This is a genomic window from Salinisphaera aquimarina, from assembly GCF_042643355.1.
GTDB lineage: Bacteria > Pseudomonadota > Gammaproteobacteria > Nevskiales > Salinisphaeraceae > Salinisphaera > Salinisphaera aquimarina.
This window is the reverse complement of sequence record NZ_JBHRSS010000003.1, coordinates 999,732-1,024,034: the sequence shown is the minus strand read 5'-3', so window position 1 is coordinate 1,024,034 and position 24,303 is coordinate 999,732. Positions and strand designations below refer to the sequence as shown.

At 64.9% G+C, this 24,303-nt stretch carries 26 protein-coding genes; 14 read left to right on the top strand and 12 right to left on the bottom strand.

Annotated features, from left to right (window positions below):
* Positions 1-5: 5 nt before the first annotated feature.
* Positions 6-1,763 (top strand): L,D-transpeptidase family protein, encoded by a 1,758-nt coding sequence (locus ACFOSU_RS08185; RefSeq protein WP_380688312.1) that lies wholly within the window; start codon positions 6-8, stop codon positions 1,761-1,763.
* On the top strand, positions 1,760-2,743 hold the full coding sequence (locus ACFOSU_RS08180; RefSeq protein ID WP_380688310.1) for a hypothetical protein: 984 nt from the start codon (positions 1,760-1,762) through the stop codon (positions 2,741-2,743). The genes ACFOSU_RS08185 and ACFOSU_RS08180 overlap by 4 nt, the downstream gene beginning before the upstream one ends.
* 39 nt (positions 2,744-2,782) lie before the next feature.
* Here the strand turns inward: ACFOSU_RS08180 and ACFOSU_RS08175 are convergent, their stop codons facing one another.
* The 7 genes from ACFOSU_RS08175 to ACFOSU_RS08145 form a co-directional block, all read right to left on the bottom strand.
* A complete protein-coding gene (locus tag ACFOSU_RS08175; RefSeq protein WP_380688308.1) occupies positions 2,783-3,892 on the bottom strand; it encodes a DUF302 domain-containing protein in 1,110 nt (369 codons plus the stop codon).
* A gap of 32 nt (positions 3,893-3,924) precedes the next feature.
* Positions 3,925-4,965 (bottom strand): ion transporter, encoded by a 1,041-nt coding sequence (locus tag ACFOSU_RS08170; RefSeq protein WP_380688305.1) that lies wholly within the window; start codon positions 4,963-4,965, stop codon positions 3,925-3,927.
* The gene (locus ACFOSU_RS08165) at positions 4,962-6,443 is read right to left on the bottom strand and encodes a patatin-like phospholipase family protein (protein ID WP_380688303.1); all 1,482 of its coding nucleotides are present in this window, start codon (positions 6,441-6,443) and stop codon (positions 4,962-4,964) included. Before ACFOSU_RS08165 ends, ACFOSU_RS08170 begins: the two co-directional genes overlap by 4 nt.
* A gap of 468 nt (positions 6,444-6,911) precedes the next feature.
* Positions 6,912-7,925 (bottom strand): ligase-associated DNA damage response exonuclease, encoded by a 1,014-nt coding sequence (locus ACFOSU_RS08160; protein ID WP_380688301.1) that lies wholly within the window; start codon positions 7,923-7,925, stop codon positions 6,912-6,914.
* A gap of 22 nt (positions 7,926-7,947) precedes the next feature.
* The gene (locus tag ACFOSU_RS08155) at positions 7,948-9,672 is read right to left on the bottom strand and encodes a tetratricopeptide repeat-containing sulfotransferase family protein (protein ID WP_380689213.1); all 1,725 of its coding nucleotides are present in this window, start codon (positions 9,670-9,672) and stop codon (positions 7,948-7,950) included.
* Positions 9,639-9,767 (bottom strand): hypothetical protein, encoded by a 129-nt coding sequence (locus ACFOSU_RS08150; protein ID WP_380689257.1) that lies wholly within the window; start codon positions 9,765-9,767, stop codon positions 9,639-9,641. Before ACFOSU_RS08150 ends, ACFOSU_RS08155 begins: the two co-directional genes overlap by 34 nt.
* Before the next feature lie 125 nt (positions 9,768-9,892).
* Positions 9,893-11,335: a DcaP family trimeric outer membrane transporter gene (locus tag ACFOSU_RS08145; RefSeq protein WP_380688299.1), complete on the bottom strand. Its 1,443-nt coding sequence runs from the start codon at positions 11,333-11,335 to the stop codon at positions 9,893-9,895.
* A 351-nt stretch (positions 11,336-11,686) separates the two neighbouring features.
* On the opposite strand from ACFOSU_RS08145, the gene ACFOSU_RS08140 reads away from it, so the two are divergent.
* Entirely contained in the window at positions 11,687-12,577 is an 891-nt protein-coding gene (locus ACFOSU_RS08140; protein ID WP_380688297.1) for a 5'-nucleotidase, read from the top strand.
* Between the two features lie 12 nt (positions 12,578-12,589).
* Here ACFOSU_RS08140 and ACFOSU_RS08135 read toward each other — a convergent pair whose 3' ends face one another.
* Positions 12,590-13,207: a hypothetical protein gene (locus ACFOSU_RS08135; RefSeq protein ID WP_380688295.1), complete on the bottom strand. Its 618-nt coding sequence runs from the start codon at positions 13,205-13,207 to the stop codon at positions 12,590-12,592.
* Between the two features lie 71 nt (positions 13,208-13,278).
* Between ACFOSU_RS08135 and ACFOSU_RS08130 the strand changes: the two genes are divergently transcribed.
* Positions 13,279-14,112, top strand: coding sequence for a M90 family metallopeptidase (locus tag ACFOSU_RS08130; RefSeq protein WP_380688293.1), 834 nt, complete (start codon positions 13,279-13,281; stop codon positions 14,110-14,112).
* Here ACFOSU_RS08130 and ACFOSU_RS08125 read toward each other — a convergent pair.
* On the bottom strand, positions 14,099-15,160 hold the full coding sequence (locus tag ACFOSU_RS08125; protein ID WP_380688291.1) for a saccharopine dehydrogenase family protein: 1,062 nt from the start codon (positions 15,158-15,160) through the stop codon (positions 14,099-14,101). The genes ACFOSU_RS08130 and ACFOSU_RS08125 overlap by 14 nt on opposite strands.
* 30 nt (positions 15,161-15,190) lie before the next feature.
* Positions 15,191-16,018, bottom strand: coding sequence for an SDR family oxidoreductase (locus ACFOSU_RS08120; RefSeq protein ID WP_380688289.1), 828 nt, complete (start codon positions 16,016-16,018; stop codon positions 15,191-15,193).
* A gap of 97 nt (positions 16,019-16,115) precedes the next feature.
* Between ACFOSU_RS08120 and ACFOSU_RS08115 the strand changes: the two genes are divergently transcribed.
* From ACFOSU_RS08115 to ACFOSU_RS08070, 10 genes are all read left to right on the top strand, one after another.
* Complete coding sequence (locus ACFOSU_RS08115; RefSeq protein ID WP_380688287.1) at positions 16,116-16,817, top strand: histidine phosphatase family protein; 702 nt, start codon at positions 16,116-16,118, stop codon at positions 16,815-16,817.
* Positions 16,818-16,852: 35 nt separating this feature from the next.
* Positions 16,853-17,530 carry a TetR/AcrR family transcriptional regulator gene (locus ACFOSU_RS08110; RefSeq protein WP_380688285.1) on the top strand — a complete coding sequence of 226 codons (678 nt, stop codon included), beginning with the start codon at positions 16,853-16,855 and terminating at the stop codon, positions 17,528-17,530.
* Positions 17,527-18,591, top strand: a complete 1,065-nt coding sequence (locus tag ACFOSU_RS08105) for a phosphotransferase family protein (RefSeq protein WP_380688283.1) — start codon at positions 17,527-17,529, stop codon at positions 18,589-18,591. The genes ACFOSU_RS08110 and ACFOSU_RS08105 overlap by 4 nt, the downstream gene beginning before the upstream one ends.
* Before the next feature lie 71 nt (positions 18,592-18,662).
* Entirely contained in the window at positions 18,663-19,280 is a 618-nt protein-coding gene (locus ACFOSU_RS08100; RefSeq protein WP_380688281.1) for a glutathione S-transferase family protein, read from the top strand.
* 77 nt (positions 19,281-19,357) lie between these two features.
* Complete coding sequence (locus ACFOSU_RS08095) at positions 19,358-19,990, top strand: methylthioribulose 1-phosphate dehydratase (RefSeq protein ID WP_380688279.1); 633 nt, start codon at positions 19,358-19,360, stop codon at positions 19,988-19,990.
* A complete protein-coding gene (gene mtnC / locus ACFOSU_RS08090; protein ID WP_380688277.1) occupies positions 19,987-20,721 on the top strand; it encodes an acireductone synthase in 735 nt (244 codons plus the stop codon). The genes ACFOSU_RS08095 and mtnC overlap by 4 nt, the downstream gene beginning before the upstream one ends.
* Positions 20,722-20,757: 36 nt before the next feature.
* Positions 20,758-21,318 (top strand): 1,2-dihydroxy-3-keto-5-methylthiopentene dioxygenase, encoded by a 561-nt coding sequence (locus ACFOSU_RS08085; protein WP_380688275.1) that lies wholly within the window; start codon positions 20,758-20,760, stop codon positions 21,316-21,318.
* A 27-nt stretch (positions 21,319-21,345) separates the two neighbouring features.
* On the top strand, positions 21,346-21,693 hold the full coding sequence (locus ACFOSU_RS08080; RefSeq protein ID WP_380688273.1) for a MerR family transcriptional regulator: 348 nt from the start codon (positions 21,346-21,348) through the stop codon (positions 21,691-21,693).
* 275 nt (positions 21,694-21,968) lie between these two features.
* Positions 21,969-22,355, top strand: a complete 387-nt coding sequence (locus tag ACFOSU_RS08075) for a carboxymuconolactone decarboxylase family protein (RefSeq protein ID WP_380688271.1) — start codon at positions 21,969-21,971, stop codon at positions 22,353-22,355.
* A gap of 47 nt (positions 22,356-22,402) precedes the next feature.
* Positions 22,403-22,789 (top strand): nuclear transport factor 2 family protein, encoded by a 387-nt coding sequence (locus ACFOSU_RS08070; RefSeq protein ID WP_380688269.1) that lies wholly within the window; start codon positions 22,403-22,405, stop codon positions 22,787-22,789.
* Positions 22,790-22,820: 31 nt separating this feature from the next.
* Here the strand turns inward: ACFOSU_RS08070 and mtnA are convergent, their stop codons facing one another.
* Both mtnA and ACFOSU_RS08060 read right to left on the bottom strand, forming a co-directional pair.
* Positions 22,821-23,855: an S-methyl-5-thioribose-1-phosphate isomerase gene (mtnA, locus tag ACFOSU_RS08065; protein WP_380688267.1), complete on the bottom strand. Its 1,035-nt coding sequence runs from the start codon at positions 23,853-23,855 to the stop codon at positions 22,821-22,823.
* Complete coding sequence (locus ACFOSU_RS08060) at positions 23,852-24,187, bottom strand: NIPSNAP family protein (protein ID WP_380688265.1); 336 nt, start codon at positions 24,185-24,187, stop codon at positions 23,852-23,854. The genes mtnA and ACFOSU_RS08060 overlap by 4 nt, the downstream gene beginning before the upstream one ends.
* Between the last annotated feature and the right edge of the window lie 116 nt (positions 24,188-24,303).

Genomic DNA, 24,303 nt, shown 5'->3' with positions numbered 1-24,303 from the left:
GTCCCGTGAAAAACCCCGTCTACCGGGTGGCCTGCATCACCGTGGTGCTGCTGGCTGCCGCATGCAGCAGCCAGCCCACGCGCGCGCCCGAGATCACCGCCAGCCCCACGCCGCCGCCGGTGGATCAGCGCGCGATCGCGATCGCCGACCAGCTGCAGACCCTGCCGGCCACGACCGTCGGCAGCGCGGTGACGGACTTCTACGCCAGCCATGACAACCAGCCGGCCTGGTTCGATCACGACGACAGCGCGCGCCCGGCAATCAAATCGCTGCTGGACGCGCTGTCACGCGCCGACCGGCAGGGCCTGACCGTTGCCGACTACGGGTACGAGGATCTGGCCCGGCGCGTCGAGACACTCGACGACATGAACGCCTCGCTGGCACCGGCGGCACTGGCACGGCTGGACGTGCGCCTGAGCACCGCGTTCGTGGCCTATGCCATCGACCTGCATCGCGGCCGTGTCGACGACAGCCGCAATATCCGTCCGCGCTGGTATCAGGAGCTGCCAGCCGGCGACTATGCCGGTGCCCTGGCCCGCGCCACGGATGCCGGCAACGTCGATGACGCGCTGGGTGAACTGCGCCCGCCACATGCCGGCTATGCACTGCTGGTCAAGGCACTGGCCGACTATCGCGCCATCGCCGCCAACGGCGGCTGGCCCAGTGTCGCCGACGGCCCGCTGCTGAAAGTCGGCATGCGGGATCGGCGCGTGCCCGCCTTGCGCCGGCGTCTGCATATCACCGGCGATCTGCCGCTGGGTGCGGCCACCGGCGAAAGCCTGGACGACGGCGTCCATGCCCTGCAGCGCCTGGATCGGGATGACGGCGTCGATCTCGCATCGACCCGCTACGACCGGCGGCTGGCCGCATCCGTGCGCCAATTCCAGGCCCGTCATGGCCTGGCCACCGACGGCGCCGTCGGCAAGAGCACCCTCGCCGCGCTCAATGTGCCCGCCGCCACGCGCGTGCATCAGATCGAGCTCAACCTGGAGCGCTGGCGCTGGCTGCCCGGCGATCTGGGCGATCGCTATGTGATGGTCAACATCCCCGAATACCGTCTGCGCGCCTTCGATCACGGCCGCACGGTGCTGCAGATGAACGTGGTCGTGGGCAAGTCCTATGACGACCGCGCCACGCCGGTGTTCTCGGATCGCATGCGTTATGTGATCTTCCGGCCCTACTGGAATATCCCGCACGGCATTGCCGTGGACGAGATCCTGCCCAAGGCACGCCGCGACGCGGGCTATCTGGCGCGCCGCCAGTACCAGATCGTCAAGGTGTTCGGCCCCAATGCGAAACCGTTGCCGGCGACGCCGGAAAACCTCGACGCGGTCGAGGCCGGACACCTGCATATGCGCCAGGCCGCCGGGCCACACAACGCGCTCGGTCTGATCAAGTTCATGTTCCCGAACGAGTTTTCGGTCTATCTGCACGACAGCCCATCGGAGCGGCTGTTCTCGCGCACCGAACGTGACTTCAGCCACGGCTGCGTGCGCGTGCAGTTTCCGGCCGAGCTTGCCGAATTCGTGCTGCAGGGCAAGCCCGACTGGGACGCCGAGCGTATCGACAAGGCGCTGCACGAAGGCGGGCGCGAGTATGTGAGCCTGGCCGAACCGCTGCCGGTCTATCTGATCTACTGGACCGCGTTCGTCAACGACGGCGGCGTGCAGTTCAGAAACGATCTCTACAATCACGACCCGCAGTTGGAGAAAGCCATGCAGCGCGCGCATAACCACTTTGCGACGCAGCCGGAGGCTGGTTGATTCGTCTGCGCGGCTATCGGCTGTTGGTCGGAGCGGTCCTCGGGCTGCTCGCCGGCGGCGCCGATGCCCAGCGATTGACGATGACGCAGGCACTGGACGGCGATCCTTTCGGGGCCGCGCCGCAGTTCAGCGCACGCATCCAGGACCGACGCCTCGCCGGCGACGTCGCCGGCGTATTCGCGATGCCCGGCGAAACGCTGTCCGTCGTGGCTCGGGAGATACCCGCCGGCGCCGACCTCACGCTCGACGTCAACGGCTTCGGCGCGGCCCGGCGCGACAACGACCACAGCTGGCGCTGGCGCGCGCCGCGGCAGCCCGGCCTGTACCCGATCACGCTGCGCAATCGGGCCACCGGCGGCCAGATGCGGCTGAACGTATTCGTCAAGACGCCGTTCGACCCGGCCGCGCGCCAACTCAACGGCTACGATATCGGCCGCTACCAACCAACGGCACGCGCCAGGGACCCGCGCAGCGCGCCGCCGCGCGGACTGGTCGAGGTCACCGCCGGCACCACGGGCGTGCATGTCTCGCCGCATTTCACGCTCGGCGATTTTCTGTGCCATCAACAGCCACAATACTGGCCCAAATATGTGTTGATCCGCCCGCGCCTTATCGCGAAGCTGGAAATGATACGCACGGCCCTGATCAACGCCGGCATCGATGGCAACGGGCTGGTGGTGATGAGCGGTTATCGCACGCCCTGGTACAACGCGGATATCGGCAATACCACGGTCTACAGCCAGCATCTGTTCGGCAGCGCCGCCGATATCTTCGTCGACGCCGATGCCGACGGCGAGATGGACGATCTCGACGCCGACGGTTCGATCACGGCCGCCGACGCCGGCTGGCTCGCCGATCTGGTGGAAACACTCACCGCGCAGGCGCCCGAGCTTGCCGGCGGCCTCAGCGCCTATCCCGGCAACCGGTTCCACGGCCCGTTCGTGCACGTGGACGTGCGCGGGGTGGCGGTGCGCTGGTAGCTGATCGAGGCGCAGCGCGCCAGCGTCATCCGGGCTCGGCTACGGTGTGCCGATGCCGGAGCTGACGTTGGACCCGCTGCCGATCCCCGGACTGGTGGGCGACGTACCACCCGTGCCCGGCGTCGTGACCGTTCCGGCGCCGGTGCCACGGTTGGTGCCCGAGCCCGACGCTTCGTCGGCCAGGTCATCGAGCAGATCGGCGATCGCCTCGATTTCGTCGTCCCGATCGCCGATGTTATGGCGATCGGCGATATAGCCCGGATCGTTGTAGTAGATATGCACGTCGCCGTCGTCGTCCTGGCTGACCAGCATCTTCTGCGGCAGATCGACGCCGGCGGTCTGGCTCGATTGCATCAAGCGTGTGCCGACCGTCGGGTTGCCGAACAAGAACAGCGTGCTGGGGTTGATAGCCCGGCCGACCTGCACGGCGCGCGTGGCCTCATCGATGATCACGGGCGCACCGAGGTTGTCGCGCGCATTGATGGCAGTGGCTAGATTGTTCACGGTGGTGTTGAAGTCGTTGTCGCTGTCGACGGTTTCGATACCCTCGCCGTCGCTCACCTTCGCGGCACTGCCCTCGCGCCGGATATCGTCGCCGGCCGCGCTTTCGGCCAGGGTGCGCATATCGTCTTCGAGGCCATCGAGGGTATCGTTCTCGGCATCGTCGAGCGCGTAGCGGGCGTCCAGATAATCGACGTTGGTATAGGCCACGCCGACGGCGTTGTCGCTATCGCGATAGACCAGAATCCTGGCCGGAAGATCCAGCGCCACGCGCGCGTCGGCGGCGATCAGGGCCGCCGAACGGTTGGGGTCGTCGAAATAGACCACGGTGGTCGGACGCAGGGTCAGATTCCCGCTGTCGGCGTTATTCCGATGATCGATCAGCTGCGCGTAATCGGCGCGATACACGGACGCGACGTCCTGCCGGAGCGTCGACAGCGTGGTGTCGAAATCGCTGCTGGACACGGCCACGGACAGACCAGCGATATCGGTATCCTCGACCGGCGCGGTGACGTCCTTGCTGTCGTCATCGTCGTTGCCGATGCCCAGTTCCGACGACCAGTCGCAGGCCGCGACGACAACCAGGCTCAGCGCCAGCAGCAGCCAGAGCGCAATACGGTCTCTACGAGTACGTGGTTGGCAAGTCATGACCGATACCTCGTCCGGGCCCGACCCTCAGCCTACTCGAAATGCCCGCGCCAGCGCTGCACCGCGACCTGTTCCTTGACCAGCTCGAGAATCTCGACGACCGCGTCGCGTACTTCCGAGGTCTGGCCGATATCGTCGGCCAGCAGACGCGAGAGCACGCTGTCGGTGATGTTCTGCACCAGATTGTCGAAATCGGAGGACGACAGGCCGGCCACGGCTTCGTCGAGCACATTGTTGACGGTCTCACTGATCGCGTCGTCCAGCGCCCGCGACACGAAGCTGCCGAGCATGGGCACGCGCTCGAGGTTCTTGAGCGCGGCGTTGTTGTCCACGCCCCGGTTGACCACGTTGGCGACATAACCCTGCAGTTCCTCGCGATTGGCCTGGTAGGCGCTGATGATGGCGTTTTCGATATGAGTGCTGGCAGAGGCGACCAGGCGCTGCTGACGCGGCTGGAGCACGTCCTGCACGACCTTGCGCGAGAGTTCCTGGCCACCGCTTTGCAGTTCCTCCTGGGCACCGGCCAGTACCTTGATCACCACCCGGTCGGAGATCTCCTCGACGACGATGTCGTAATAGACCATCGCGGTCTTGTAGACCGCCCAGTTGCGGATATCGATCACGCCCAGCCGTTGCAGGCGCATGACGATCGAGATCACGCGCAGTACGCGCAGGAAACGAAAACCCGCCACCGGGACACAGCCGAGCACGTCGTACCAGCGCGCGAACGGATAGAAGAACCAGCGGTAATAGCGTTTCTGCACGATCGCGAGCGTCCAGCCGGCGAGCACGTCGGCCACGAAAATAGCGACAAACGCCAGATCGATGGCAAAGAAATTGTCGTGGATACGGCTTTCGTACCAGTCGTGCCCGCCCTGCCAGATCGCGGCAAACGCATTGGACAACGGCCCCACGGCGAACAGCGCATCGAAGATGATCAAGGCCAGATTGAGCGATACCAGCGCGATGATGCCCAGATCCCACAACAGAAACAGGCGCTCGCTCAGGGTACGATCGCCGGCGACCACATCCAGCGGATTGGTGACGTCGGGGCCTTCGTCGTGTGCACTCACGATGTGGCTGCCGACTGTCGGTTCAGCGACACCGTGCGCTGCATTTCATGCACCTCGGCGATCTGGCCATCCATCTGTTGATAGCCCCAGCCGACCGCGAGATCGATGGCATCGCCGCTGGGCACGATATTCAGCGGCGACAGGGTCTTGTCGAAGCGCACCATGGTGTCGGCATAGACGCGGTTCACGCGCATCTGGCGCTGCACGGTCTGAGTGATCGGCCACAGCCACATATTCTTTGCATCGAAGCGCGGAAAGAAACAGTCGAAGGCCAGATAGTAAGCGTTACGCGTCGCGCTCGCAGCGCGGCCTGCCGCCACCCCGCGCCAGGCCGCGCGCGCGGGCACGTTATCGGCGACGCCGCCGTCGACGATCGCCGCCAGCTCGCGGCTGGCCATCAGCTCGGAGAATATCTCGCGGGTCACGCCCGCGCCGGGACCCGGCTCGTACTGCAGGATGGTGGGCACGGCGGCCGAAAAACCGGCGGCGTCGACCGCGTGCACCTGGCGCGTGTCGCTGTCTCGCCCGAGCACGATCGGCTCGACCAGGTCTGCGCTGAAGAATTGCAGCAGGCGGGTGGTACGCGCGGCCACCCGCATCCACATCGGCAGCCAGCGATCGGCGGCCCGGGCCGCGCCGTGCTTGTCCGCGGCCATGCGCTCGTAGGGACGGCGCCGGATGCCAGCGACCACCAGATCCAGTGGTATCTCCATTTCGTCGAGGCGCAGTGGCCGGCGCAGGTCGCCCACGGACATGCGCTGATGCAGGGCGCGCAGGTGCAGATGCAGCAGTCCGGGCAGACAGAATTCACGGCGGCGACGCGCGGCGCTGAAGATATCGCCGTTCTTGAGCTTGCGGGCGAAATCGGTGTACTCGTTTACATCGCCGTGGCGGCGCTGGGCGCGGAACAGGCCCAGGATCGCGCCAATCGAGTTGCCGACGATGTAATCGGGTATCAGCCCGTCTTCCATGAGCCGCGCGAACGCGCCGGCATAGACATAACCGGCGCCGCCACCGCCGCCGGCGACGATCACGAGCGCGCGGCGGCCGGCCTCGCGATCCAGTGCGGTGGCATCGAAATCGTTGCTGTGGTCGACCAGCAGCTGACGCCGCAACTCGATACAGCGCGCACGCAGGGCCGGCACCGCGTCCACGCAGTACACCAGTTTTTCCTCGGCCGTGGCCGAGCCGCGCAGCCGATCGTAGAGATGCTCCAGCATCCAGGCGCGCAGCGGCGCGATACGGGCCGCGTCGACGGTGACATCGTCCACGCCCTGCGCCGGTCGAAACACATGCAGGCGAGCCAGGCCCAGCGCGTAGCGCAGGCATTCATAGTCGCGATCGGTGATGGTGGCGGGCGCAGCCAGATACGCGCGCACCAGCGCGCGCTCCATGCGCTGCAGCTGCAAACGCTCGCGTTCGTCGCGCTCGGCGTCGGGATGCTCGCCCACGGCCGGGCGCAGCACGGCGCTGTTCATCGAATGATCCCCACAATTGTCTTGCCCGCGACCAGGTTATCGGCCGATATCGCGGTCGCAGCAGACGGCGTACAGCCGCAAGGCCGCGTTCCGGGCGGCGGCGTCACGCCGGAAGCAGGCGCTGGCGGGCACTAGGCGCATACCGCAGCGGCCGTCTTCAGCGGCGTGATTGCGGTTCCGATCGTCTGTGCCCGCGGATCGCGTCCGGTGGTTACGCCGGTACGCACGCTCTCGGCCTGGAAGACTTCCCCCTGACCGGCATCGGTCCGACGCGCCTGACCGTGGGCCCGGTTATCCATACGCCGACTGACAGGGCCCACCGTGGCTTGGGTCCCGCCGTCAGCGGCACAAAATAATATCTCAGGCGTCCGGAAACAGCCCATGGCAACGGTTGCGGTGGCCATATTGCAGCCCCACGGGATTGTCGGATGAGACCACCAGCATACCGCAGGAGTGTCGCCCTGCGTCTCACTCGACCAGCGCCTGGGCCTCGGCGCTGTCGGCATACTCGGTGGCCAGCGGCGCCGCGTCGATGCCCTGTTCGCGCAGATAGGCCACCAGCACGTCGGTACGCCCGTGGGTGGCCAGCACGCGGCGAGCGCCGGTCTGTTCGATGGTGCGGATCAGGCCCGGCCAGTCGGCATGGTCGGAGAGCACGAAGCCGCGGTCATAACCACGCCGACGGCGATTGCCCCGGATTCGCATCCATCCGGAGGCAAAACCGGTGTCATGACGCTTGAAGCGCCGCATCCAGCGCGAGCCGGCCGCCGACGGCGGCGCCATGACCAGATCGCCGGCAAAATCATGGCGCTTGTCGCAGGCGCTGACCGCCTCGGTCGGCAGCATCCGGACGCCGGCATGGCGATAAATCTCGGTCAGCGGTACCAGCGCGCCGTGCAGATAGGCAGTGCTGTCGCTGAACGCGGCCAGTTCGGCGAGCAGACGCTGGGCCTTGCCGAGGGCATAGCAGAACAGCACGCTGGTCTTGCCGGCGGCGGCATTGGCCTGCCACCAGGCATGGATATCGGCAGCCACGACCTGCGTGGGCTGCCAGCGATAGACCGGCAGCGCGAAGGTCGCTTCGGTGATGAAGGTATCGCAGGGTACGACCTCGAACGCAGCGCAGGTCGGATCGGCGTCGCGCTTGTAGTCGCCCGAGGCCACCCAGACTTCGCCGTCCACCTCGACCCGGATCTGGGCGCTGCCCAGCACGTGACCGGCCGGATGAAATGAAACCTGCGCATCGCCGAAGCGTAGCGGTTCGCCGTAGTCGACATCGGTCAGATCGATGGTACGGCCCAGGCGTTGGTGCAGGATCGGGCGATTGGCCGCCTGCGCCCAGTAGCGGTCATGCCCGGCGCGCGCGTGATCGGCGTGCGCATGGGTGATCAGGGCCCGGTCGACGGCCCGCCACGGGTCGATATAGAACCCGCCGGCGGCGCAGTACAGACCGCGCTCGGTCAGTTCTATAACGGCTGCCATTGCGATCGCTCCCGGCTGTCGCCTATCCGGTCGGTGGGGCGTGCGCTGCAAGCGCGTCACGCAGATCACCGAGCCACGGTTCATACGCGCGCCAGCGCGCCACCGAAGAGCGATATACAGGTTGGCGCACCTGCCAGACGCTGGCCGTGCGTACCGCGCGTGACGACTCGTGAAAACGCAGGCAGGCATCATCCCAAGGCAGACCGGTGAAATCGATCAGACGCCGTATCTCAAGCTCTTCGTCGTCGACTAGTGATTCATAGTCGACGGTGAGCATCGACAGCGGCAAGCAAGCCGCCCAATGCGCCATGAGTCGTTCGTGCTGGCGATAGACACGCCCCAGGTGCGCGAGATCGTAGGAAAACCGCAGTCCCTTGTTGAACAATTGGAAATAACAGGACAAACAATTGTCCATGGCCTCGCGACGGCAATAGATCACGCGTGCATTCGGGAATAGGCGTGCGATCAGGCCCAGCCAGAGCATGTTGAACGGCATCTTGTCGGTCACGCGCTGGGCCTCGGGGTCCCGCGCCGACAGCGCGCCTAGATAGCGCTGCGATAGCGTGATGACCTGCTCGGCCGTGAGCCGGCGCAGGCATTCCGGGTAGCGCTGGCTCGGCGTACCGACGATCGCAGGTAGTTCCCGCACCATGCGGCCGATATCGCTCAGCTCGCCTGCGCCGTGTGCCTGTGGATGACTGGCCACGATCTGCTCCACCAGGCTCGTGCCCGAGCGCGGCATGCCGACGATAAACAGTGGTCGCTGGGACGGATCGCCCGACGTTCGATGCTCAGCAAAAAAGGCGGTGTCCAGATGTCGTGTGATCCGGTCGATACGCTGGCCAAAGGCCGCTGGATCGAAGGGGTGGCGGCGCGCCTGCAGTCGATTGCCGTCCCGAAAATGTGCGAACGCCTCGGCGGTGTCACCACACCCATCGTGCAGATGGCCCAGCGCGAAGTGCAGATGACTGCGCGCCTCGTCGCCCAGCGACCGATCCTTCAAGCGCTGGCGCATGGCGTCTACGCGCGCTTGCGCCATCGAATAATCGCGATTGTTCATCAGCGCCGCATAGACCCATTCCAGGCCCGGATCCACATCAAGCGCCTGTTCCAGAAAGCTGGCCGACTCGTCGAAGCGTCCCTGGCTCTGGCGCATGCTGCCGAGCCCGGCATAGGCGCGTGCGTCCTCCGGATTCGACACACGTATTGCGTCATGGATACGGACCGCGCGCTCGTATTCTCCGATAACCGCCCAAGCGGCGGCCAAGTCACGCTGGCTTTCGACGTCTTCGGTGCCCTGCTGCGCCCAAGCCAGCAGTTGCTCGCCAGCATCCGCCGGGGCGCCGCGCTCGAACAACAGCGCCGCGACCCGCGCATGTGCCTCGCCGAGCGCAGGACGTGCCTTTAGCAGCGCGCGATAAACCATCAGCGCGTCTTCGCTGCGGCCAGTCTGTGCCAGCGTATCGCCAAGATCAAGCCCGTTCTCGACGCGGTCCGGCTGCAGGACGAACGCCCGCCGATAAGCCGTGATGGCGGTGTTTGCATCGCCCAACGCGCGCAGCAGTTCACCGAGACTATGGTGATAAACCGGATTGCTGGGCTGCTGTTCGATCGCTCGCCGCATCAGTTTGACCGCGGCATTCGCGCGCCCCTGCTGGTGCGCCAGAACCGCCCTCATCCGCAACGCCTCGGGGTAGCCGGGATCACGGCGTTTTAGCGCACGATAGCAACGCTCAGCAGCTTCCAGCCGGCCGGCACGATGGTGGACGATGCCTTCAGCGAGCGCGGGATGGTGGGCGGGATAACCCGCAGGCGTATTTTTCGGACGGGGAAAGAAGGCACGCGTCATTCCTGCATCTTACCGGTCATGTCCCACGCGATGGAAAGCCACACGCAAAAGGCCCCGGCATGCCGGGGCCTTGACGTAATGCTCGGCAAATGGCCGGGCATGCAATCACGACCGTTCTCTAGAAATTGTAGATCGTCGAAAACTGGACGTTCTGCGCTTGGGCGTCGGTACCGTCCTGCTGCTCGTAGAAAGAGCGATTGTATTCAATACCGAAGGTCAGTGGATCGACGGGCGTATACAACAGATTAACCGCCAACGTGTCCGAGTTGTCGTGGAGGCCATCGGTCGAGTAGTCCACGTTGTTCGGGCTTTCCGAGAATGCCTGCCCCCAGACCACGTTACCGGTCAGTTCGGAGGTCAGCGCCTGCGAGATGGTAGCGGTATAACCCCAGCGCTGGAAGGCTTCCAGATTGCCGTTGTCGTCGACGTAGGTGTCGGTGCCACCTGCCGGCGCATAGATATACTTGCCGATGCCCTCGCCGCCAGCGACCGTACCCATGAGGGTCGTGCCGGTCGGCAACGCCAAAGTGGCTCCGGCATCCAGGCCCCAACCGAGCACCGAGTCATTGCTATTGGAATCCGCGCCGTTGAAGCCTTGGATATCGGCCTTCAGATAGCGCGCGATACCGGCGACCTGGAAGCTGACCGGCCCCTGTGAGCCTTGGTAGCGCACAACGAAGTCCGGTAAAGGATTGTCCTCGTTACCCTGCTTGTCGGCCTGCTTGAACGGCAGATCGTCCTGTACCGGCCCTGATGTAACACCGTCACCGGTGGGAGTTTCCAGCGCCACATCGAAGGTGCTTTCGTCCGGCAAGTGGAAGGTATAACGCACCTGCGCCTGGCGCTCAAACAACTGTCCCTGCGGGCCGTAGAAGTTGAGCGTGGTGCCGTAATTGAAGTCCGAGAAAGTCGACCAGTCGCGGCCAATCAACCAGTTGCCGATAGTTAGATACGCACGACGCACGCGCGGCGATGGACCACCACCGAAGCTACCGTCATACGGGCTGCCATACAGATCCATCTCGATGTAGCCGCCGATATCGCCGAACGTTTCAGTCGAGGTCGTCGTCGACAGTTTCAAGCGCGTCTGCTTAACGGTCGCTCCAATGTTGCCGTCCCCAGGCCGGTCGGTGCCCTTGTTATTTAGCGTTCCAATGGCATCGGACGGACCGAGCGAGGTACCGTGATCATCCTCGAAGTCATAGATCGCATCGAGCTTGAAGTAGCCGTTGAGCTGGATCGTGGTGTTACCAACCTTGAAACCCTCGCCGTCGGAGGACGACTCTTCAGTATCGCTGACCATGCTGCCTTCGGACATCTGCTCCTGCTGTGCCTGGAGCTGCTCGATGCGCGCATCCTTCTGGACTTGGTCGGACTGCATTTGGTTGAACTTGCTTTGCAGTTGTTCGATCTGTTGCTGCAATTCCTGCATCTGCTCCTGCTGGCTCTGTTGCGCCACGGCGGGCATAGCTGCAACCAGCAGGGGTACCGCGACTGCGGTACCGAGTACGCTCTTGACTGCCGCGCCCACCGTGGTGGAACGAAACGGAATCGTGCTCATGACTTTTCTCCCTGATTGACTTGAATCCCCCAGAAACGTGCCCCACACGATTCTGATGGCCGAACTGTAACCGAACATAAAGACAGGTGCCACAATCGATATTGTTCAATCGATTACGCGCGAGATCGCATGCAGAGCTTCATGAATGCGACGCAGATATCGGCCATACCGGATATCCGGGAAACAATCCATACTCCAGCGATGGGCGCATGACACTGAAAAAACAGGCTTTCGGCCACAACCCCGATAGACCAAGCAAGTCCCGCGCCATGTACCGGCACGGCAACCGCGGCCGAGTGCCATCTGGCCGAGCGGCATGCGACTAATTGCGGGTACGGCTACACTTCGCGCATGAGCCAAGCAAAAGACAAACTCGTCGTCGGTATCTCCTCGCGCGCCCTGTTCGATCTCGAGGACAGCCACCGTGTATTCGAGGAATCCGGGCGCGAGGCCTATTGCAACTACCAGATCGAGCACGAGGAAGACGTGCTCGAACCGGGCGTGGCGTTCGGCCTGGTACGCAAGCTGCTCGCGCTCAACGACACCGAGCACGAACGCGTGGAAGTGATTCTGCTGTCGCGCAACAGCGCCGACACCGGTCTGCGCGTGTTCAACTCCATCGCCCATCACAAGCTGCCGATCACGCGCGCCGCGTTTACCAGCGGCACCTCGCCCTATCGCTATGTGGGCGCGTTCGGGGGCGATCTGTTCCTGTCGGCCGATTCCGACGACGTGCGCGCGGCCCTGTCCGCGGGTTGTGCGGCCGCCACCATCGTGCCGGGCCATTCGATCGACAGCGGTGACGGCACGCTCAAAATCGCATTCGACGGCGACGCGGTGCTGTTCTCGGACGTGGCCGAGCGCATCTTCAAGGAACAGGGGCTGGCGGCGTTCACCGCCAGCGAGGCCAGTTCGGCGGGCGAGCCGCTGCCGGGCGGCCCGTTCAAGGCGTTTCTGGAAGCGCTGACCCGGATTCAGGCCGAATTCGATCCGGCCGACTGCCCGATACGCACTGCGTTGGTGACCTCTCGCAGTGCGCCTGCACACGAACGCGTCATTCGCACGCTGCGCGCCTGGCATATTCGTATCGACGAGGCCCTGTTCCTCGGCGGCATGACCAAGGCCCGATTCCTGCAGGCATTCGGCGCGGATATCTTCTTCGACGACCAGGCCACCCATATCGGCAAGGCCGCCGGCATGGTCGCCGCCGGGCATGTGCCACACGGCGTCGCCAACGAGTAGTCGACCGTCGGGTCAGACGTGGCGGGTATCTTCCCGGGCCTCACGACCGACGATATAGGCCCGGAAATCGGCGTTCAGATCGTCGACGATCTCGCTTTTTGCGGTCACGACCATGAGCTTGCGCGTGTTGAGCAGGGTGGGATAGTCGATCACCAGCAGACAGTCCACGAACTGCCAGTCGCTGTCGTCGACCTGATCGGCGGTGAGCGCCCACATGCCGGCGGTCTGGGCCGGCAGTTCGACGAACCTGCGCTCGATCTGGCCGGCTTTCTCGTGGCGGGTGACCACGCTGTTGCGGCGACGCGCGATGATGTCGTTGGGCCGGCTCGGGCGGATGACATCGCCGGTATCACCCAGGTAGGTCAGGCTCAAGTGGGTATCGTTACGGGTGATCAGGCGCACATCGCGCACCGTCACCCGCACGTCGGTGCCGTTGGCGCAGACCACATGCACGCGATCCTCGTCGGGGTCGCTGCGTTCGGGCTGGATCAGGCGCTTGAGCCGGTGCTCGAGGCTGCGGTTGCGCAAGACGTAGAACAGATAGACCAGCAGGGACCAGATGATGAACGAGGTCACGGTCCCTAGAATGCTCTGCAGTATGCTCAGCCACGTCATAATTGGGTCACGCACCCCACCGGTTCGTATCTATCATGTTCGCTTCATCGCTGCCCGCCCGCTCATGACCAGCCCGTGACCAAGCCATGAATATAATCGCCGCGATACTCGTGATCGCCGGCGCCCTCGCGGCGGCTGCGTCGATTATGGCCTATCCCCGGCTGCGTCGCCGCTGGCGCAAACCGGCGCAGCTGACCGCCGCCGAACAGCGTCTGCTGCTGGAGCGCCTGCCCTGGCGTGATCTGCTCACCGCGCGTCAGCGCGACAAGCTACTGCGTCTGAGCGCCCGCCTGCTGGCTGACGTCCGCTTTGTAGGCTGTGGTGGCCTGGTGCTGACAGGCGAGATGCAGCTGGTCGTGGCGTCGCAGGCGAGCCTGCTGTGCCTGGGCGCGCAGCCGGCCGAGTTCGCCCTGCCCGGCGAGATACTGATCTACCCGGATGCGTTCTATATCCCGCGCGATCTGCCCGACGAGCACGGTCTGGTCGACGACTTGCCGCTGCTGGCCGCCGGCGAAGCCTGGCAGGAAGGCCGGGTGGTGCTGTCGTGGAGCGATATCCGCCAGGCCCTGGCCGGCGCGGCCGACAACGTCGTGCTGCACGAATTCGCGCATCTGCTGGATTTCGCGGCGCCCGATACCGAAGGCGCACCGCCCATGGCCGGCGTCGACAGCTGGTCGGGGCCGTTCAGCCGTGCGTTCGACACTCTGCGTGCCCAGGGCTCGCCGGTAATCGATATATACGGCGCCGAGAGCCCCGCCGAATTCTTCGCCGTGGCCGTGGAAGCGTTCTTTCAGCGCGGCGCCGAGCTGGCCGACGCACATCCCGATCTGCATGCAGTGATGGCCGCCTATTTCGATCTGGATACCGCGCGCTGCAGGCCGCATTTCACCGACGCGCAGACACAGGCTACTCCGCGCTGATCGTCACCTTGCCGCTGCCGGGCAGACGCTCGGCCAGATCTCGCCCGGCCAGCTGCGACGGCGTGTACGCGCCGCCCGCGGTGTCGCCGGCGAACAGCTGCGCCACGATCGCAAGACTGGCGTGAAGGGTCACCGTATAACCGTTAGCCACCAGCAGACGCCCCACGCGGACCTCGCCCTCGGCGTTACGTACTTCGCCCCAGACGTGAGTGGGCGAACTTTCCCGCTGGCCGGCGTCCGGACCCTGGACACGTCCCGCCCGCGACTTGAGCAGCGCCTGCAGCGGCGCCAGGCCCAGCAGCGGCCGAACCCAGTTGAGGCGTTTGACCTGGGTGATGCGTTTGGGCGCCATCGGCATGTAGACCTCGATATTGCCGATGCCGGTGGTGCGCCAGGCGGTGGAGATATCACCCCAGGGGATGGTCATGGCCTGCTTGGGTCCGTCACCGAAATCGATCTCGCGCACGCTGTCGGCGAGCGGTACAGTGGTCACACGGCCATCGCGCCGAACCTTGCCGCCCTCGGCCAGGCCCTCGACCGAGGTCTTGGCCGTGCCCGGCGAAAACCCCGAACGCGAGTCGAAGCCCAGCGCCAGCGCGGTGGCGTCGGGCATGGCCTCGGCGAGATAAGCCGCGAGGCAATCGGTAGGCACCACGTCGAAACCCACGCCGCAGCACAGTACGACCCCCGCCGTGACGGCATCGTCATGCCGCGAGAAGGCATGTTCGAAGACACTGATTTCGCCGGTGATGTCCAGATAATGCGTATGTGCCTGAATACAGGCCGCCATCACCTGCGGCGCGGTCGCCGAAAACGGCCCGGCGCAGTGCAGCAGCACGTCGACGTCCGCGAGCTGCGGCGAGATTTCGCTGGCCTCCTTGAGTCCGAAGGCCCGCGATTCCAGGCCCAGTTCCTGTGCCAGCGCATGAACGCGATCGTCGTCGCGACCAGCCAGAATCGGCTGTAATCCGCGCGCCACGGCTTCACGGGCAATCAACTCACCGGTGTAGCCATAGGCACCGTAAATCATGAAGGAGTGGTCGGTCATCGCGGATGATTTCTCGAGATAAAGAGGGGGTCAGGATCGGGTGAACGATTGCGTGGCCTTGAGCACGGCGTCGAAGAACGTATCCGGGGACAGCCGTTTCATGCGGTACTGCCAGCGCGCGGTGCGGCCGGGAATGACCAGGAAGCGATTCTCCAGCACGGCATCGTGGATTTCGGCAGCCACATCTGCGGCGGTGATCTTGGCCCGGTCCATGAGTTTCCTGACCATCGCCTTCTGGCGATCGTTGGTACCGCGAAAGGAGTCCAGCAGATTGGTGGCGAAGAACGCCGGACAGGCCACCGTGACGCCGACGCCGTGGGCGTGTTCCTCGGCGCGCAGCGATTCCGACAGCGACAGCACCCCGGCCTTGGCGACATTGTAGGCCGCCATGCCGGGCGCATTGGCAATGGCCGCGAAGGACGCCGTATTGACCAGGTGACCGCGGCTTTCGCGCAGCATCGGCAGCATTGCCCGGCTGCCGCGCACCGTGCCCATCAGGTTGATGTCCAGCATCCAGTCCCAGTCCGCTTCCGAGGTATCGGTGACCAGGCCGGCACTGGAGACGCCGGCGTTGTTGACGAAAACATCGAGCCCGCCCCATTCATCGCTCACGCGCCGGGCCAGGGCGTCGAAATCATCGGATTCACGCGTATCCAGCGTCTGCGCCATCGCCTCGCCGCCGGCGTCATTGACCTCACCGGCGACGCGACGAGCACGACCGGTCTGGATATCGGTCACCGCCACGCGCCAGCCGGCGCGGGCAAACGACAGCGCCAGTTCCCGTCCCAGCCCGCTGCCGGCGCCGGTGATGGCGATGCGCTTGCCGCCGAGCCGTTCGCTGTTGCTGTCTGCCGCCATCGATGCCTGTCCCGCCTGTACTCGTGAAAAGCTAGCATACCGAACGAACGATCGTTCGACGTTGACCGGCATTGAAGGCGCTGCCTATAGTCGCGCCATGTCACAGCTTCTGCTCATCCGACACGGCCAGGCCAGTTTCGGTACCGACAACTACGACCTGCTGTCGCCGACCGGCGAACGGCAGGCGCGTCTTGTGGGTCATCACATGGCCGCCGCCGGCCTGATTCCGGACATACTCCTGGCCGGCAGTCTCGCTCGCCAGCAGAAAACCGCCACGCTCGCCGCGAACGCCTGGACACAGCCACCAGCGCTGCGCACCGACCCCGCTTTCAATGAATACGACGCCGATGCACTGTTCGCGGCCTATCTGCCGCGAGTGCTGGACGAGGATACGGCGCTGGCCGCCCAGCGCGACGGGATCAGTGCCGACCGCCGATTGTTCCAGAAAGCCTTCGAACAGGTCATGGGCCACTGGCTTGCGGGTACATCCCACGAGCATCCACGCTGCGAAAGCTGGGTGGATTTCCGCGCGCGGGTCGGCGCCGCGCTCGCGCGCCTGCGCGACGAGCTGCCGCGCGACTGCCGCATCGGCGTGTTCAGTTCCGGCGGGCCGATCGCGGTCGCTATCAGTGCGGCCATGGCCGCCAGCGACGACAAGACGATCGAACTCAACTGGAGCATCTACAACGCCAGCATCAGCGACCTGCGCTCCACGCGCTCCGGCTGGCGACTGCTGGGCTTCAACGATATCAGTGCGTTGCACGGCGCCGGCGACCCCGCACTCGTGACCTTTCGCTGAGCATGACGGCCGCCTATCCCACATACGAGGCCTTTGTGCAGACCCACGGGCTGGACACCGCACGCCTGTGCGAAGCGATCGTGGCGGCGGGCGAGCCCTCCATTTCGGTACGCAGCCCCCAGGTCGCGAGCGAGAATCTCACCCGGATCATCCAGTCCACCTTGAAACTGGCCAACCGCAAGGGTTTCGCCGCCATGACCCTGCGCGAACTGGCGAGCGCCAGCGGCCTGTCGCTGGGCGGTCTCTACGCCTATATCGGCAACAAGGACGAACTCGCCCAGCTGATCCAGCGGCGCATCGCGCGCACCCTGGGCGATGTGATGGCGGCGGTGCAGCCCGGCGGCGAGGACGCCGGCGCGATGCTCGCACGCGCGATCCATGCGCATCTGATGACCACCGAGGCCCTGCGCGAGTGGTTTTTCTTCCTGTACATGGAGGCGCATCATCTGGCCGCGGACGAACGCCATCAGGCTGTGGCCATGGAACGCGCCTCCGAGCACGTGTTCACCGACATCATCCAGGCCGGGCAGGACCAGGGCCTGTACCGCGCCACCGACCCCGCGGTCGCCGCCGGCCTGCTCAAATCGCTGTTGCAGGACTGGTATCTCAAGCACGGCAAGCACCGCGAACGCGGCCTGACGGTCGACGCCTATGCCGATATCGTGACGGCAGCGATCCAGGCCTATCTGACAACGACCCCGGAGACCCCATGAGTGCGATCGACCAGGCCAAGGACATTCGTGAAGGCGAGGACATCGACGCCGCGGCGCTGACCGCCTACTGCCGCGAGCACGCCCCGGAACTGGTGCCGGCCGACGGCGATATCGTCATCCGCCAGTTTCCCGGCGGCGCGTCGAACCTGACCTATCTGCTGCGCGTCGACGACGCCGAATACGTGCTGCGCCGCCCGCCTTTCGGCAGCCAAGTGAAATCCGCCCACGACATGGGCCGCGAATACGGCGTGCTCTCACGCCTGCACGGCGTCTACGACTATGCCCCCAAGCCCATCGTCCACTGCACCGACGACGACGTCATTGGCGCCGAGTTCTATGTGATGCAGCGCCTGCGCGGGGTGATCCTGCGCCGCGATCTGCCCGACAGCGTCACCCTGTCGCCGGCCGAGGCCACCCGCATGTGCGAGCAGCTGCTCGACGTGCAGGCGACCCTGCACACCACCGACATCCACGCCGCCGGCATGGCCGATTTCGGCAAGCCCGAGGGCTATATCGAGCGCCAGGTCACCGGCTGGAACACTCGCTACCGCAACGCCCGCACCGACGATGTGCCGGACTGCGAGGCGATCATGACCTGGCTGGAATCGCGGATTCCCAACGTCACCCGCGCGGCGATCATCCACAACGACTACAAGCTCGACAACGTCGTCTTCGATGAAGGCCTGGGCCACATCATCGGCGTGCTCGACTGGGAAATGGCCACCCTGGGCGATCCGGTCATGGATTTCGGCTGCTCGATGGCCTACTGGGTGCAGGCCGACGACCCCGAGGACATGCAGCAGATCCGCATGGGGCCGACGCATCTGCCCGGCATGCTGACCCGCGAACAGATGATCGATCGCTATCGCCAGGCGACCGGCGAATCGATCGACGACTGGCCGTTCTATCAGGCCTTCGGCCTGTTCCGGCTCGCCGCGATCCTGCAACAGATCTACAAGCGTTTTGTCGAAGGCAAGACCCGCGACAAGCGCTTCGAGTCGTTCGGGACATCGGTGGCGGTGCTGGCCGCACAGTGCGAACGCGTCATCGCGGCCGCCTGAGTTCGGGCTGAAGACGAATCACCGCTCTTTTCACGAACAATACGAACAACGACCCAACCGCGAGAATCAAGATGAAGCTTTACCAGAGTGACCGCGCCCCCAACCCGCGCCGTGTGCGCATCTTCATGGCCGAGAAAGGCCTTGATCTCGGTAATATGGAGATCATCAACCTGGATCTGGTTGCCGGCGAGAATCTCAGTGCCGACTACCGGCGCAAGGATCCGATGTGTGGCGTGCCCACGCTTGAACTCGACGACGGCACCTGTATCAGCGAATCGGTTGCCATCAGCCGTTATTTCGAGGAGATCCAGCCCGAACCCGCGCTCATGGGGCGCGATGCGAAGAGCAAGGCCGCGATCGAGATGTGGAACCGGCGCATGGAGCTGAAGCTGCTGCTGCCGGTCGCGCTTGCCTTTCGCAACATCAGCCGCGCATTCGCCGATCGTGAGAAGTGCTCGAAGGAGTTCGGCGAGATCAGCCTTGAGCGGGCCACCAAGATGTTCACTTTTCTCGATCAGCATCTGGCCAACAACGACTATATCGCCGGCGACGATTTCTCGATCGCCGATATCACCGCCCTGTGCGCGGTGGATTTCGCGCGCGTGGTCAAGCTGCGTATCGGCGAGGATCAGCCGCATCTCAAGCGCTGGCACGACGCGGTTTCCGCGCGGGATAGCGCCAAAGCCTGACGCGGGCGCGTCGCGGTGCTTGGTTGCCGGCGCCAGCGGCGCTAACCTGCGCGCAGAATCCTTGCTTCGACACCGCCATGGCCGATGACATCGCGCCGAACATGCAGGCCCGGGCCGCGCAGCTGTGCGACACCGCGCGTTTTTTCGCGGCCCGCGGCCTGTGCCCGGCAACCGGCGGCAATTTCTCGACCCGCGCCGACGACGGCGAGGTGCTGATCACCGCGTCGGGTCTCGACAAGGGCACGTTGAGTCCCGCGGACCTGCTGCCCATCGCCCTCGACGGCACCCTGCGCGGCGCCGGTCGGCCGTCGGCCGAAACCGGACTGCATCTCGCCCTGTACCGGCGCGATCCGGCAATCGGCGCGGTGCTGCACGTGCATTCGATCGCCAACACCCTGCTGTCCCGGCTCGGCCGGCCGAGCGTGCTCACGTTCGACGGCTACGAGATGCAGAAGGCGATCAGCGGCAACCCAAGCCACGAAGGCGTGCTGCGGCTGCCGGTGCTGGACAACAGCCAGGACATGGATACGCTGGCGACCGCGCTCGATGCGCGCTTCGACGAAGCCGCCCCGGCCTACGGTTTTCTGGTGCGCGGCCACGGCATCTATGCCTGGGGCGCGGATATCGCCACCGCCCGCCGTCACCTGGAAGGCTGGGAATTTCTGCTCGCCTGCGAACTGGCCCGCCGGCAACTGGAGACACGATCATGAGCGACCCGACCCGCCTGCGCCTGGAGGAACCTACGCCCGAGGTGCTGGCCATCATCACCGATATCGAGGGTACGACCTCCGACATCGCCTTCGTCCACGACGTGCTGTTCCCCTACGCACAGGAGTATCTGCCCGATTTCGTGCGCGCCCGCGCCGATCAGCCCGAAGTGGCTGCCCTGCTCGACGATGTTCGCGCCGAAGCCGACAAGCCGACGGCGGACCTGGACGCCGTGATCAATATCCTCGGCGACTGGATGAACGCCGACCGCAAGGCCACGCCGCTCAAGGCGCTACAGGGCATGGTCTGGCAACAGGGCTACGAGGACAACGATTTCACCGGCCACGTCTACGACGATGCGGTGGCCGCATTGCAGGCCTGGGCCGACGACCGGCGCGCGCTCTATGTGTATTCCTCGGGCTCGGTCGCCGCACAGCGGCTGTTGTTCACCTACAGCGATCACGGCGATCTGACGAGTTTGTTCTCGGGCTATTTCGATACCCGCATCGGGCCCAAGAAGAAGCGCAGCAGTTACAAGGCCATCGCGGCCGAACTGGGCGAAGATCCGTCGTCGCTGCTGTTTCTCTCCGACGTGGGCGACGAGCTCGACGCCGCCGCCGACGCCGGCATGCAGACCTGCTGGGTCGCGCGCGATGAAAAAACCCAGGAAAACGCTAGAATGAGTGAAGCGCATCGGGTGGTGCAATCGTTCGACGAAATCGAGCTGATCTGACCCCGGCGCCCACGCCATATCGCAGGAGTGAGTTCCATGAGCCGACTGACCGTCTACAACGAAAACGATACCGAGACCCCGATCCTGGATACCCGAGACGCCGATGCGATCAGCGCCGAACTGGACAAGGTCGGCGTACTGTTCGAGCGCTGGCCCGCGGAACACGCGCTGCCCGCCGACGCCACCGCCGAGCAGATCGGCGAGGCCTACGCCGCCGATATCGAACGTCTGCAGGCCCAGTTCGGCTATCAGACCTGGGACGTGATCGGCATTCACCCGCAGCATCCGGACAAGGACGCCATGCGGGCCAAGTTCCTGGACGAGCACAGTCACAGCGAGGACGAAGTGCGTTTCTTCGTCGACGGCGCGGGCCTGTTCACCCTGCATATCGGCGGCAAGGTCTATGCGACGCTGTGCGAAGCCAACGACCTGATCAGCGTGCCGGCCGACACCCATCACTGGTTCGACATGGGCGAGGCGCCGCATTTCAAGGTGATCCGTCTGTTCAACAACCAGGAAGGCTGGGTGGCAAAATTCACCGGCACCGATATTGCCAGTGAATTCCGGCCCGCCGGCGAGCAGATTCTGGGCCAGTAGACGCAAGCTCGCGCAGCGCGGCCGGCGATGCGGATTGCCGAATTCGCCGAACGCTCCGGCGTGGGCGTGCATACGCTGCGTTATTACGAGCGCATCGGCCTGCTGCCGGCGATCGCGCGCAACGTCAGCGGGCACCGGCAATTCAGCGAGGGCGATCTGGACTGGGTCGCGTTCATCACACGGCTCAAGAACATGGGCATGCCGCTCGCCCAGATACGCCGTTATGCGCAACTGCGCGCCCAGGGCGACAGTACCGCACATGCTCGTATGATCCTGCTACAGGAACACGCCACCGCGATGGCCGCGAAAATAGCCACCGCGCAGGATCATCTGGCGACCATCCACGACAAGATCGCCTACTACCGTTCGCTCTGAGCCTGCCCCTTCCAGATCGGCACTGCATCGTGGCTCGCCCAGGAAAGCCGCGAGTCTGCGAGCACGCATGAGAGTCTCAGGATATCCGCAGACTTGATCCACAGACACCCTGCTTGTTTCTCTGATCTGCGTAATCTGCGGATGCATAGCCTGCTTCACTGAGGCTTTATGAGCGGTGCCGGTCGGGCTCGGTTGTTGTGCTTGACCTTGAGCGCACTCGAAGTTGTAGCGTCGACTCCATGCCGCTTTCCGCGGCCCCCTATGGAGCCCATCGCATGACCAACGAACGCTATGAATCAGGCTTGGCGCGACTGCGCGAGATCGACGGTGAGGCCGGCGCCAGGGTGATCGAGAGCCTGCAGAGCATCGCGCCGGATCTCGCCCGCTACACCATCGAATTTCCGTTCGGCGATATCTACCAGCGCCCGGGCCTGGATCTGCCCAGCCGGGAATTGATCACGGTCGCGGCACTCACAGCCCTCGGCCACTGCGAGCCCCAGCTCAACGTGCATATCAACGCCGCGCTCAACGTCGGCTGCACGCCTGGGCAGATCGTGGAAACGATCATCCAGATGGCGGTCTACGCCGGCTTTCCCGCCGCGCTCAAGGGCATGGCCGTCGCCAAGGACGTATTCACCGAGCGCGGCCTGATCGACGACTGAGCGCCGGGCAATCATCGCAGCGTCATTCCCTTCCGAGGCGACCCAACATGAAAAACCCCGTCCAGGCATTCTTTGCCTGTCTTGCCGACGGCGACGCCGAGGGCGCGCTGGCACAGGTGCATGAACAGGCCGTGTTCGAAGCCCAGGGACCCGAGCGCGTACCGATCTACGGCGTGTTCGAGGGCCATACGGGCGTACGGCGTTTCCTTGCCACTCTCGGCGAGCTGTTCGATACCGAGGCCCTCGACATCCATCAGTGGGCCGAAGCCGGCGACACGGTTTTTGCCCACGGCCGAATGCAGCATCAGGTACGCCGAACCGACCGGACCTTTGCCTGCGAATGGGCTTTGGTTTGCCGGCTGGCCAACGGGCGCATCATTTCCTACAAGATGTTCGAGGACACGGCCGCGCTCGTGGCGGCCTATACCGACTGAGCGACGTCTTCAGTGACCCCGAACACGCCAGTCACGCCGCGCTGGCGGCCTCGCGCAGCGCCCCCGCAGCAACATCCGCCGCATCGAACACGCCGGTATCGAGTATCCAGCTGGTGATCAGTTGCGCCGGGGTGACGTCGAAGGCGGGATTGGCCACCGGCGCATCGGCCGGCGCCCAGCACAGATCCCCGGCCGCGCCGCTGACGCCACGCACCTCGGCGGCCGCCCGTTGCTCGATTGGAATCGCGGCGCCCGTGGCGCAGTCCGCATCCAGCGTGGTGTGCGGCGCGACGACGTGAAACGGCAGCTCGTGATAGCGGGCGAGCACGGCCAGCCCGTAGGTGCCGATCTTGTTGGCGAAATCGCCGTTGGCGGCGATCCGGTCGGCGCCAACGATGATCCGGTCGACCTGCCCCGCCGCCATGAAACTCGCCGCCATGTTGTCGGTGATCAGCTGGTACGGCACGCCCAGGGCGCCCAGTTCCCAGGCGGTCAGCCGCCCGCCCTGCAACAACGGCCGGGTTTCATCGACCCATACCGAGATCCCCTTGTTTTGCTCGTGGGCACGGCGGATCACGCCCAGCGCGGTACCGATGCCCGCGGTGGCTAGTCCGCCGGTGTTGCAGTGGGTAAGAATTCGTTCGCCGTCGTCGATCAGGGCGGCGCCGTACTCAGCCATCGCATCGCAGAGCGCGCGGTCGTCGTCGAACAGCCGCTCGGCGCAGTCGATCACGGCGGCACGCCAGTCCGGCGCGCCCAGCGCCGCTCGCAGCCCGTCCATGGCATGGGCGAGATTGACCGCGGTCGGCCGCGCCGCGTGCAGGCGCTCGATGGCAACGACAATTCGATCGCGGTCGTCGCCCATGGTCACGCGCACGGCAACAAGCAGGGCCGCGGCGATCGCGATCATCGGCGCACCGCGGGTGCGCAGCGCATGGATCGCCTCGATCAGCGTGTCCACATCGTCGACCGCAAACCAGTGCTCACGATGCGGCAGCTGGGCCTGATCCAGCAGTTGCAGGCGGTCGTCGCTCAGGCGCAGGGCGAGACAGTCACAATCGTTCATGGTGTGAATCCTGTTCTGGCCTCGCCCTTGCCGAATACCGGCTGCATGAAGCTGCGCTCATGGCGCACGATGCAGCGGGTCTGTTCGGCATAGGCAAACGCCGCCTGACAGTCCGGGTCGTCGGCCGCCTTGCGCCGATAGGCTTCGTAATCTGCCAGGCTAGCGAAGGTGAACATCGCGACCGCAATATCGTTAGCGCCCTCGTAGGGCAGAAAATAGCCGTGATGGGCGCTGCCGAAACGCTCGACCAGCGGAATCCACAGGCGCCCGTAGTGCTCGAATTCGGCTTTCTTGTACGGGTCGATCTCGTAGCGCAGATAGCAGGTCACCATGAGTCGCGTCCTCTCAACAGCAATGCGTCGCGGGCCAATACTGGCGAATACAGGCAGGCAATCCGCAGATGAACACAGAAAGACGCAGATGATTACAGACACTCGCTTGCCCTTCT